Origin of the sequence: Chryseobacillus diguaensis (genome assembly GCF_049220665.1) — a bacterium.
In the GTDB taxonomy this organism is placed as follows: domain Bacteria; phylum Bacillota; class Bacilli; order Bacillales; family Bacillaceae; genus Metabacillus_B.
Map to the genome: position 1 here is coordinate 59563 of NZ_JBMKNV010000008.1, position 11888 is coordinate 71450.

Annotated in this window: 11 protein-coding genes; 3 read left to right on the plus strand and 8 right to left on the minus strand. The window is 43.2% G+C overall.

What is annotated here, in order from left to right:
- Positions 1–5 precede the first annotated feature (5 nt).
- Positions 6–1028 (plus strand): galactose/methyl galactoside ABC transporter permease MglC, encoded by a 1023-nt coding sequence (gene mglC / locus ACOT8F_RS13585; RefSeq protein WP_421652476.1) that lies wholly within the window; start codon positions 6–8, stop codon positions 1026–1028.
- 25 nt (positions 1029–1053) lie between these two features.
- On the opposite strand, the gene ACOT8F_RS13590 is transcribed toward mglC, so the two are convergent.
- Both ACOT8F_RS13590 and ACOT8F_RS13595 read right to left on the minus strand, forming a co-directional pair.
- Positions 1054–1251 carry a ChaB family protein gene (locus ACOT8F_RS13590; protein ID WP_421652477.1) on the minus strand — a complete coding sequence of 66 codons (198 nt, stop codon included), beginning with the start codon at positions 1249–1251 and terminating at the stop codon, positions 1054–1056.
- Between the two features lie 107 nt (positions 1252–1358).
- Positions 1359–2078 (minus strand): YebC/PmpR family DNA-binding transcriptional regulator, encoded by a 720-nt coding sequence (locus ACOT8F_RS13595; protein ID WP_421652478.1) that lies wholly within the window; start codon positions 2076–2078, stop codon positions 1359–1361.
- 192 nt (positions 2079–2270) lie between these two features.
- On the opposite strand from ACOT8F_RS13595, the gene ACOT8F_RS13600 reads away from it, so the two are divergent.
- Positions 2271–3380, plus strand: coding sequence for a 5-methyltetrahydropteroyltriglutamate--homocysteine S-methyltransferase (locus ACOT8F_RS13600; protein ID WP_421652479.1), 1110 nt, complete (start codon positions 2271–2273; stop codon positions 3378–3380).
- 262 nt (positions 3381–3642) lie between these two features.
- On the opposite strand, the gene ACOT8F_RS13605 is transcribed toward ACOT8F_RS13600, so the two are convergent.
- The 5 genes from ACOT8F_RS13605 to ACOT8F_RS13625 form a co-directional block, all read right to left on the minus strand.
- Positions 3643–5250 carry an Ig domain protein group 2 domain protein gene (locus ACOT8F_RS13605; protein ID WP_421652581.1) on the minus strand — a complete coding sequence of 536 codons (1608 nt, stop codon included), beginning with the start codon at positions 5248–5250 and terminating at the stop codon, positions 3643–3645.
- A gap of 207 nt (positions 5251–5457) precedes the next feature.
- Entirely contained in the window at positions 5458–5760 is a 303-nt protein-coding gene (locus tag ACOT8F_RS13610) for an MGMT family protein (RefSeq protein ID WP_421652480.1), read from the minus strand.
- Positions 5761–5857: 97 nt separating this feature from the next.
- The gene (locus ACOT8F_RS13615; protein WP_421652481.1) at positions 5858–7288 is read right to left on the minus strand and encodes an MATE family efflux transporter; all 1431 of its coding nucleotides are present in this window, start codon (positions 7286–7288) and stop codon (positions 5858–5860) included.
- Between the two features lie 225 nt (positions 7289–7513).
- Positions 7514–8224: a DNA alkylation repair protein gene (locus ACOT8F_RS13620; protein WP_421652482.1), complete on the minus strand. Its 711-nt coding sequence runs from the start codon at positions 8222–8224 to the stop codon at positions 7514–7516.
- A gap of 37 nt (positions 8225–8261) precedes the next feature.
- Positions 8262–9023, minus strand: coding sequence for an alpha/beta fold hydrolase (locus ACOT8F_RS13625; protein WP_421652483.1), 762 nt, complete (start codon positions 9021–9023; stop codon positions 8262–8264).
- 209 nt (positions 9024–9232) lie between these two features.
- On the opposite strand from ACOT8F_RS13625, the gene ACOT8F_RS13630 reads away from it, so the two are divergent.
- Positions 9233–10297 (plus strand): DUF3900 domain-containing protein, encoded by a 1065-nt coding sequence (locus ACOT8F_RS13630; RefSeq protein WP_421652484.1) that lies wholly within the window; start codon positions 9233–9235, stop codon positions 10295–10297.
- 86 nt (positions 10298–10383) lie between these two features.
- Here ACOT8F_RS13630 and ACOT8F_RS13635 read toward each other — a convergent pair whose 3' ends face one another.
- Complete coding sequence (locus tag ACOT8F_RS13635; RefSeq protein ID WP_421652485.1) at positions 10384–11871, minus strand: glutamate synthase subunit beta; 1488 nt, start codon at positions 11869–11871, stop codon at positions 10384–10386.
- Positions 11872–11888 lie beyond the last annotated feature (17 nt).

Genomic DNA, 11888 nt, shown 5'->3' on the forward strand with positions numbered 1-11888 from the left:
CACAGATGAATAATGAAGCATCCCGAAAATCAAACGTATTAAAGTGGCTCATCGATAATGTCATCTATGTCGTATTGCTTTTGCTCGTTGTCGTGATTGTCATTGCATCACCTGACTTTTTATCCATTACCAACTTTCTTAATATTTTAAGCCAGTCTTCCTCCCGGATTATTATTGCGCTGGGTGTAGCTGGAATCCTTATCACATTCGGAACAGACCTTTCTGCAGGCCGTATGGTAGGTCTCGCAGCCGTTGTTTCCGCTTCCATGCTGCAGGCGTCGGATTATGCGTATAAAATGTACCCTCATTTAGCTGAGCTGCCGATTTTTATTCCGATTCTGATTGCGATGGTTATTACTGGCCTGCTTGGAGCACTTAACGGTGTGATCGTTACAAAGCTTCATGTACCGCCTTTTATCGCAACACTTGGTATGATGATTACCGTTTATGGCTTAACGTCTATCTACTTTGACCGTCCTCCATACGGAGCACAGCCAATCGGAGGCTTGAGCGATAAATTTACAACTTTTGCACAGCGCGGTATTCCAATTGGTTCCTATGAAATTCCTTATCTCGTAATCTATGCAATTATTGCTTCTGTGATTATATGGGTGATCTGGAATAAAACCCAGCTTGGGAAAAACATGTATGCAATTGGCGGAAATCCGGAAGCTGCAAAAGTATCCGGAGTTAATGTTACAAAAAACCTGATTATCATTTACACTATAGCAGGACTTCTTTACGGTTTCTCAGGTGCTCTTGAAGCAGGACGTGTAGGAAGTGCAACCAATAACACAGGGAACATGTATGAGCTTGACGCCATCGCGGCCTGTGTAGTCGGGGGCGTGTCTCTTTCAGGCGGTATCGGAACCGTTCCTGGAGTTATTACTGGGGTATTAATTTTCCAAATCATCAGTTACGGACTTGCTTTCCTTGGTGTAACACCATACGTTCAATTTATCGTTAAAGGTGCCATTATTATCCTTGCGGTAGCGATTGATATGCGAAAGCATGCAAAAAAGAAATAACCAAAAGCCGGCCAAAAGCCGGCTTTTACTTCTTTACCCAATTACCATCGCTGTTTTTCTCATATTTCTGTTTTACTGCGCTCCATGCGACTTTAAAGGCGGTTTCTTCCTTCTTATACTCTTCGTTTGCCGAATTAAAGGCTTCCTTAAATATTTCCTGAGCATGCTTTGGCAAATTATCTTTCACGGAATCCGGAAGCTCGTTTCTGGAATCATAAGGCATTGGCTTTTCCTCCTTTTATCATCTCTTATACTGACTATTTCCAATTCCTCTGCTTTCCAAACAAAAAATACCCTTCTCAATAAATGAGAGGGGCATCTTCCTTTAAATTATTCGCCTAAATCTACATTGTGATACACTTGCTGAACATCTTCTAGCTCTTCAAGCGCATCAATCATTTTTTCAAACTGCGCTTGGGAATCTTCCGGAAGAGACATTTCATTTTGGGCAAGCATCGTCAGCTCTGCCACTGTAAATTCTGTAATGCCAGCATTTTTAAAGGCTTCCTGTACCGCTTGGAATTGATCAGGTTCAGCATAAACGATGACAGAATCGTCTTCCTCTACGATATCACGTGCATCTACATCTGCTTCCATTAACAATTCAAGAACTTCATCTGCTGTTTTTCCTTCTACACCGATAACAGCTGTTGCATCAAACATATAAGCTACTGATCCGCTCACACCCATGTTGCCTCCATTTTTGCCAAATGCAGCGCGAACATCTGAAGCTGTACGGTTTACGTTGTTTGTCAGCGCGTCAACGATAACCATGGAGCCGTTTGGTCCAAATCCTTCGTAACGAAGGTTATCGTAGTTTTCTTCTGAACCGCCTTTTGCTTTTTCAATCGCACGGTCAATGATTGTTTTTGGCACACTGTATGTCTTAGCGCGTTCTAGAACAACTTTTAAAGCCTGATTCGATTCAGGATCCGGTTCTCCCTGTCTTGCCACTACATAAATTTCGCGTCCGAATTTTGCATATATCCGGCTTGTATTTGCATCTTTTGATGCCTTTTTTTCTTTAATATTGTTCCACTTACGACCCATACTGTTCCACTCTCTTTCAAATTTATATCTGAATAAATCGCTCACAGAAAGGAGCGCTAATGTTTGTTTCTATTATACCTCATTTGTCCAGATTGTTAAAAGACAGGAGATAGCACTCTTGCTTTCAATTGATTTACTTTATCCCTTATTTTTGATAAAATTCTAACTATTTAGTAAATGGAGGGATTAGAGATGACGCTAGAAACACAAAAACAAGCACCTCCCTATCGTGCAGACCATGTAGGCAGTCTGCTTAGGACTGACCAAATTAAACAAGCAAGGCTGAAAAAATCAACTGGGGAAATTTCAGGAGATGAGCTTCGTGTCATAGAAAATGAAGAAATCAAACGCATTGTTGAAAAGCAGAAGGAAGCCGGAATGCAGGCTGTAACAGACGGAGAATTCCGGAGAGCATGGTGGCATTTCGATTTTCTTGAAAACCTGGACGGGGTAATAGGCTATGATACCGACACAGGCATTCAATTCCACCAGAAGCAAACCAAATCCCATACGATCAAAGTAACAGAAAAGCTGGATTTTACGGATCATCCAATGCTTCGAGATTATCAGTTTCTGCACAGTATTGCAGGGAACCATACTGCCAAAATGACGATTCCAAGTCCAAGCATGCTTCACTTCAGAGGTGAAATAGACCGGGACGTATACCCCACTGACGATGCGTTTTTCAGCGATTTAGCTGCTGCTTATAAAAAAGCCATTCATGCCTTTTATAAAGCAGGCTGCCGCTACTTGCAGATGGATGATACAGCATGGGCATACCTCTGTTCAGATGAACAAAGAGACCAAATCCGAGCAAGGGGCCTTGATCCGGATAAACTTGGTGAATGGTACGCCAAAACGATCAATGAGGCCATAGCTGACCGCCCCTCTGACATGAAAATCACTATGCACATTTGCAGGGGAAATTTCCGTTCTACCTGGATTTCTTCAGGGGGATATGAGCCGGTTGCAGAAATCCTTTTTAGCGGCCTTAATATCGATGCATTCTTCCTTGAGTATGATACAGACCGTTCAGGAGGCTTTGAGCCGCTTCGTTTTGTCTCAAGACATGATTTGAACATTGTGCTGGGTCTTATCACATCTAAATTTGGAGAGCTCGAGGATCGTAATGTGATTAAGAGGAGAATTGAAGAAGCCTCGCGCTTTGTAAGCTTAAATCAGCTCTGCCTCAGTCCGCAATGCGGTTTCGCTTCGACTGAAGAAGGCAATTTGCTGACGGAAGAACAGCAGTGGGCGAAGCTTCGGCATACGGCTAATATTGCCGAAGAGGTTTGGGGATAAGAAAGTACCGGTCCATTTGAAGGCCGCTTATATTTTTATCCATAAAAAATGTTTGCAAAAGGCTGTTTTCGCATAGATTGTTGAGCTATTCGTACTATCTTAGAACACGCATAGAGACTTACTTCGTGGCATCTTTTCTAAAAATTCGCAGCTTTATATTGGTCCGCGATTATCTGATATAGATGAAAAAGCAACAATGTTTATGAAAAGAGCCTTACAAAAAAGCAGCAGCCCGAAACCTTCGGCCTGCTGCTTCCCCTATTTAATTGCTCACAATAAAATCATCAATATTCAGCCTTGAGCCTGAGCTTCCGGATACAACAATTTTAAATCTTACAGAGCCTGTCTGATTGACAGATACTGTTGTTGTTCCTAAGGATGAAGAGCTTGTGTGAGAGCTTCCTGCATTTGTCCACGTGGAACCTTGATTTGTGGACTTTTGCAGCTGCCAAGTTGCTCCTGTGTCACTTCCGAAGTTTCCGCTTGTGATTTGGACACTAGCTGCTCCGTTTACATCAAAGTTCATGAAAATGCTTCCGCTTGCTTTTATTCGCGCTGATTGAGAACCGTTTTTCAAATCGCCTGACTGATTGCCGAGGAGTGCATTGTCAAAATACCAGGAACCGCTTGAAAGTGTCACGTTTCCAGCTGCATAAGCTCCTTTTGTGCCTGTCTCAAACGCTTCATTTACAGTACCTGTCGTCGTGCCGCCGCCAGTGCTGCCTGACCCGTAGCCATAAGAACCAGCTTTAAAGGTAGATGGATCATACCATTTATAGCCTGCAGAAGGTGCTGACCATGGCTCTGATTGAGGCTCTGTTGAGTTTTGCGGTGTTTCCATGGAAAGAAGGGATGTCGGCTGGTCAAGCTGAAGCCCGCTCACTTGAGAAAGACTTGTGTAGCTTTCCTGTTTTGATAGCCAGTTTACTACATTCACAAGCAGTGTTCCGTCATTTTGCTCTTTAAATCCGTCATAGGTCGTTTTCTTTGCGCCTGTTTCTTCTCTTAAGTATTTAGGTGTAGCATCTTCTACTGGAGAAGAATCTCCGATAAAGGCTGCTTTACCTGCACCAACTTTGGAAACGGCAACAAAAGGTCCTTCTGCTCGTCCTCCTCCGCTGTACACACCTTGATCTACTGCATTGCTCCATGCTGCAGATGTTTGAGGAAGGTATACGATTCCTTTCGCTTTGTTTGGATCTGTGATGGCTAAAGTTGATCCTGCATGCATCGCTATAGTTGAAACACCGCTAGTGATTCCGAATGCCTGGCTTGATGGAACGATATCATTCGCTGTAATATCTCCAAGAGCGTTGTAACGGAATCTGATTCCAAAATTGTCCGAAAGCCAGTCAGAGCCCTGGACTCCTGTCATAGCTTGTGAAGAGGCTTCCTCGGAAGTCATGCCTTTAGTGGGGTTCGGATATGCACCCCTTCTGTAGCCGTTAAACACTTCTGAAGCGTCCCAGCGGTTTTTATTACGGTCTGCGTTATAATGATCGGCTATAAAGAAGATGCTGCCGCCGTTCTGAACATATTGCAGCAATGCTGCCTGCTCAGAGGTTTTATAAGGAATATTCGCTTCCCCAATAACAAGAACATCATAGCCTGAAAGATCCTGATACGTAATCGGAGTACTTTTGCGAAGCTCCTTCGCATAATAGCCTTTACCTGCTAAAGCATTGGCAAGGTCAGAGAAACCACCATCTAAAACCCAGTCAGCTGCCCCCGCTGTCTGACCGTGCGTGTTATCAAACAGCACTTTTTTGCCATTTGAAGTTCCAACAGGCTGAAGCTGCGGGGCCGCGTCTTGAGGACCTTCTGCATAGACGGAAGATCCTGCGTTTAGGAAAAACGGAAAAACAAGCATGAGAACCAAAGTATAAATAGATAATTTCTGACGGCTCACTTCTTTTCACTCCCTAAATTCAAAGTAGTATTCCACCTTAAATTAGCATGTAATTGTTAGGGAAATGTTAAGAACAGTAAAAATACTCCATAGATCCTACTGATTTCCTTTTCTCCTAATATTTTGGACATATAAAAAAACAGCCTGGTCCCGGTTTTCCGGCTTTTTTTATGGGTGATATTGGAAGGTTTCCAGATCTATGCAGGACTGCTGAATAACAATGCCTTCCGCCTGTAAAAGAGCTTTTTGTGAAAAGCTTCCTTCGTCATCTTTTATCGCGACTTCCCCTTTTGAATTAATAACCCTGTGCCATGGGAGACTGTATTTTCTGCTCATTGAATGCAGGATGCGGACAATCTGCCTTGCTCCGCGGGGACTTCCTGCAAGTGCTGCAATTTGGCCGTATGTCATTACTTTTCCCTCTGGAATCTCTTTTATTATAGCGATGGCTCTTTCTGTAAAAGGCTTCATCTAAAGCTTCCTCCTTTTTCAACCGAACGGACTCTTTATTGCTCTTCCCTTTATTATATTGAAAAAGACAGCTTGGGAATTTCCCAGCTGCCTTTTTCTACATCTGTTCTGCTGCTTTTTCTTCTTTCACCATATGATTCACAAGGGCATACCGCTGCCAGTTTCTGCTCTTCCAGCGGTAGAACATGATAATAGCGCGGGACCATTCATCCGAAGCAATGGCAAGCCATATTCCTGCAAGGCCGAGATGAAGATGAAAAACGAGAAAATAGCCAAGCGGCACACTCATGCCAACCATTGAAATCATCCCCATCCAGACAGGGAATGTGGCATCGCCCGCAGCTCTCAATGAGTTGATCAAAACGATGTTCACTGTTCTGCCCGTTTCCAGGAGAATGCTTAAAATTAATACACTGGTCCCAAGCTTGATGATTTCAGGATCGTGCGTGAAAAGGCTCATCAGCTGGTGACGCAGCAGGATGACGATGACAACCATCAACAGCGTTACTCCAAACGCCCAGCGCACACTCTTCCAAACCCTTTGATAGGCTTCTTCACTTCGGTTTCCGCCAACCAGCCGGCCTACTATAATCGCCGTCCCCATTCCGATCGCAATGGCAAAAAGGAAAATAAACATGGAAATATTCGTCGCGTATTGCCTAGCTGCAAGAGAGGCGGCACCGAGATAGGTGGCATAATATAAAAAGACAATTTGGCATGCCTGATACATAATCTGCTCAAATGCAGAAGGAATGCCGATTTTAAGAATTTTCCCTATATACTCCTTTGATAGGGAAAGGTAATATTCTATTTTCACTCTTACTTCCATAATGCGATACAGCAGCCAGAAGAATACCACGAGGGCAATCAAACGGCTTACAACAGAAGAAATGGCTGCCCCCTGCACACCCAGTTCCGGCAGTCCGAATTTGCCGAAAATCAATGAATAGTTTCCAGCGATATGAATCACGTTCATTCCAAGCGAGACAAGCATCGCCTCTTTTGTAAATCCATGAACACGAATGATCGCAGCAAGAGAATTAATAATAGCTTGTAAAAAGATAGCCCCGCCGACGATCGATAAATAGCTTTGGGCGTATGTCAAAATGTCTCCCTGAAGGTTCAATGCATGAAGCATTTTTCCGCAGAAAAGCAAAAAGGTTCCGCTGATAACAAGGCCAGCCATTAAATTTAATACAACTGCCATCGCTGAAATTTTCGCCGCTTCTGTGAATTTTCTCGATCCAATATATTGGGCAGCAACGATAGACGCACCGTTTCCGATGACTTCTAATATTAAAATAGCAATCTGGAGATACTGGTTTGCGGCTCCGACACCTGAAACAGCATTATCTGAAATCGCACTAAGCATAAACGTATCGGCAATACCCATCAGCATAAAAAGAAAGACTTCAAGAAAAATAGGCCAGGTCAAAAAAAACAGATTAAATTCTTTTTTCTGTTTACCGTCCTTCAGTACTTCGGTTTGAACAGCTGTCAAGATGTCACCTTCTTTTAGATTTTCCATTCTTAAACTTTGTTGCTTTATATAAATGAATTCGAAAACATGTATCCATCTGTGAATTTTAAGAAAAGATGCCTAGTCTTCATGCTTGTTCTAAACCCCTAAGACTAGCAACAAATTTTGTAAAAACAGTCTAAACAAATGTATCTTATCACAGTTATGAAATCGTTACACCATTTTCAAATGATGAAAAAACCCCTGGAAGCCTTAATCCAGGGACAAATGTTTTTAACAGATGCAGGTTTTCCGTTTTTTCCCGACTGCGCCTTTTTGGACCATTTTTTCAATGTATTCTTTTGCAAGAGGAACCTTACAGGCAGTCTGGCCGACGTTAACGTTCACCTTGCCGATTTTTTCTGCAATCTGTTTAGCCTCTTCATGCAAGGGAGGGCAGTAGGCTCCGGCGGCTATAACAAATCCGTTCATGACGTAGCGAACCCGATTTCTCTCGCCGTGAATTTCGGCTTCTATTTTTTTCAAAAGCCCGTATACTTCGTCATTGCTTATTTCCTCATGCGGCGCAATCGAAAGGTAATTAGCGTATGTGCTCCATCCTGCCGCAGCAACCAGCTCGCTTTCAGAAGCCATCCACTCTCTTGCAAGCTCAAGCGCATAGGGTGTTTCTGCTGTTACCTGTGCAACCGTACATTCGCTTATCATATGCCAGTTCGCCTGCTCAGCCCATTCCTTTAGCTGCTCTTTTTTCATCAACTCCGGTTTCACAGAAAGCCCTGCTAAATACATAGCATCGCTGTTTCCAGAGGCATAAAGCTTTAAGGCCAATTCCTGATCTTTTTTCACTTGTTTGACAAGATGCTTTTTCATGTCCCCTATTTTTACTCCGAAAAGCGGTTCCTTTGCTCCATGACGTTCAAATGTTTTTTTCGTTTGGTTCGATCCAAGTTCTTCCAGCTTATCTATTACGGCTTGATAATCCACTTCACCTTTCACCCCCAAATTTTATATCTATTACCTTCTAAAGTCCTCTTCCAATTCCTTCAGATGCCATATTTTTCAGAAACTCTTCATACATTCTTCTGAAAGCTATCGGACGAAACATATTGGCTGCATGGCCAGTATGGGAAATTTCTTTGTATTCCGCATGAGGAATGACTTCTTTCAAATCTGTAATGCTCGATTTAAAGAGCTGATCGTGATCCCCCATGATCCATAGTACCGGAATGCCGACTTTCATTAAATCAGAGCGTAAATCATAGTGAAGCCTGTGGCCGATCGCATCCTTCAGCACTTTTTCATGGAGTTCATGGCCATATTTGTAATACAGCTTAGAGGAGATAATAGCATATGGATCTATCACATTGCTTTTGGGAAACAAGTCCCGTGAATAGTTTCTCAGCCATTCTGTGTAATTGCCGTAGTCATTGGTCCAGAAGTGCTGAAGGACTCTGGATAACGGTGAATCAGAGTTATAATGTCCGCCTATGTAGCATAGGCTTGAGACTTTTTCCTTCCACTTTTTATAAAAAATTGTGCTTGGATAGCAGCCATAGCTGATTGAACAAATATGAGCTTTTTCAATCCTTTCCCGCTCATACAGCTCCTCAAGCTGCCTCGTCAGATGTTCCAGAGTAAAATCCGCTTCTTGTCCCCTATCTTTCCCATGGCCTGGAAGGTCATAGGCGTAAGTATTGTATCCATGGCCGAAATAGTCCATCTGTTTTTTAAACGCCCGTCTCGTTCCTGTTAGACCGTGAATAAAAACGATGTTTTCTTTCATATAGCCTCCCTGTCAAACATTCTTCTGCTTTTTAGCATAGCATATGAATTAATGCCAAAAAAGAAGAAGAGGGCCTCCAAGAAAAGCAGTGTAATAAATGGGGCCAATGCTATTTTCCATTATCGGGCATTGGCCTGTTACATAATTGACGTGAGATCCCCCTTTTTCTATACTTGAAGAACTTCCAAAAGAAACAGGAGAATTCATAGATGGATTTTACAATACGATTTCTATCCTTTTACGTTATTCAAATAGAAGATAAAGACGAACAGGCAAATAAGCGATTTAAACACTATCAAACTCTTAATTCGGAGGAATTTGAAAGCAGTCCTCTTAAGAACTTTTTAGACGGAGAGCTTGCGAAAATTGTGAAACGCAAGTCAGAGCGCCATCCAAAATCAGAGGAGGTACCAACCAAAATCGGCCACTTTGTTGTGGAACCTGGGCATGAGCTTGATTCAAATCCAAACTACAATATGTTTCATAAAATACGATTTGCTGATACAAAAGAAATGTTTAACGAAATAAGCGAACAGTTTATTCGAAACTACCTTGATACAAGCGCTGTAAGAGGGGGAGCCTTTTTAGTAGCATCAGCTGTTCCAAGAAAATACTTTGATGAGGCTTTTGTTTTTATTATGAAATGCGATTTTGAGCCTAAGGTAGCTTCGATTGCGGATGAAGCTACCCTTATTAAAACCGTCGAGATGGCCATTACGACGAAAAATATGAAATCCATTCAATATCCGTATATGCCCGAGGAGGGAATGACGGAGGAGGGTGAGCTGAAAATTCATCAATCTTCCCATGCCCGCTATTTTGAAGACTTCTTAAAATATGTGGAATATGGGGAATCCATGCCTGAAATTATGAAATCCCAGGTCATGAATATGGTTCAGGAGCATGTTTACGAAGCTTTTAATGAAAACAGCCAGGAACTCAAGCAATTCGAGCATGATATGGAAATTTGGGAGGCAAGCCCTAAACGGGAGCTTCAAGAGCGGCTTGATACCCATCAGGTGATTGAGGCGGCCGCTCAAATAGTAGAGACCTCTCCTGAAGCTGAGCTTAAAATGAAGCTTGGCGAAACGGAGATTAAGGGACTGCTAGCGGAGTTCGGTGATTCCATTCACCTGGCTAAAATCAATGACCGGTACATATTGCTGGTTGAAGCGGACTCCATTTCTTTTGAAAAAGGATTTTCACCAATTGAATTTCATAGGCCTGAGGGGCTTCATGATGTCATTGAGAGAATTAAAAACAAGCAGGGATAGGAAAAACCACAGGTCTTTAGCCTGTGGTTTTTCATTGGGATTAATTATAGCTCTATTCCAAACAGCAAGGTGCTTCGATTTTGATTTTATGGCAGCTCAGTTGTTCCCATTAAGAACCTGTCACATTCTCTTGCTGCTTCTCTGCCTTCATTGATGGCCCAGACAATGAGACTCTGGCCCCGCCGCATATCTCCTGCGGAAAATACGCCCTCGATATTCGTTTGATAATTTCCATATTCGGCTTTCACTGTAGAATTTTCTTCTGTTTCAACCTCCAAAGCTTTGATCAGCTCCTGCTCAGGTCCGCTGAAGCCAATGGCAAGAAGCACTAGATCTGCCGGCCATACTTTTTCGGTGCCAGGAATTTCTTCTCTTGTCCTAACGCCATTTTCGTCAATTTTCAGCTCAACGTTAATGGTATGAACTTCTTTGACTTGGCCATCAGAGTTCCCAACAAACTTCTTTGTCATGACAGCATAAGCTCTTGGATCTTTTCCAAAAACAGCAGCAGATTCCTCCTGCCCATATTCTATCCGGTGAATAATTGGATACTGAGGCCAAGGGTTTTCCTCTTCATTCCGTACTGGCAGCTTTTGATTGTAAATATCAAACTGAACCAGGCTTTTGCAATTATGGCGCAAGGATGTTGCCAGACAGTCTGTACCTGTATCACCGCCGCCGATGACGATAACATTTTTCCCTTCTGCCGAGATCCGCTTTCCGTCCGAGAAATTGGAGTCGAGCAGACTTTTTGTGTTGGAATGGAGAAATTCCATGGCATAGTGGATGCCTTTCAATTCTCTGCCTTCTACTTGCAAATCACGGTGAACGGCAGCTCCTCCGCAAAGAATCACTGCATCAAATTCCTCCCTGAGCCTTGAGACAGGAAAGTCTTTGCCAACCTCTGTATTCACAACAAATTCAATGCCTTCTTCTTTTAATAGATTTACCCTGCGTTCGACAACGGCATAAGGGAGTTTCATTTCAGGAATTCCATAGGTTAAGAGCCCGCCTGGCCTGTCGCTTTTTTCAAAAACGGTTACAAGGTGCCCTGCCTTGTTCAGCTGGGCGGCTGAGGCAAGCCCTGCAGGTCCTGAACCGACAACAGCCACTTTTTTGCCTGTCCGGAATTCAGGCGGCTCAGGAACGACCCATCCTTCCTCAAATCCTTTTTCAATAATAGCTCTCTCCACTGTACGGATCGCAACCGGGGGCTCATTTATGCCAAGGACACATGCCCCTTCACAAGGTGCAGGACAGGCAAAACCCGTAAACTCAGGAAAGTTGTTCATCTCATGCTCACGCTTTAGCGCTTCCTTCCATTGCCCTTTGTAGACAAGGTCGTTCCATTCAGGAATCAGATGGTAAACAGGGCATCCTGTTGTTACTCCATTTAGCAGCATTCCGCTCTGGCATGTTGGGACGCCGCAGTCCATGCAGCGGGCGCCCTGTTTTTTTACTTCTTCTTCAGACATAGGAGCTTTGTAGTTCTCCCAGTCTTTCGTACGCTCTGCAGGATCCCGTTCAGGCGTCGTCCTGCGTTCGTATTCCATAAAACCAGTCTGTTTTCCCATCCTTTCCACCTCCTGCA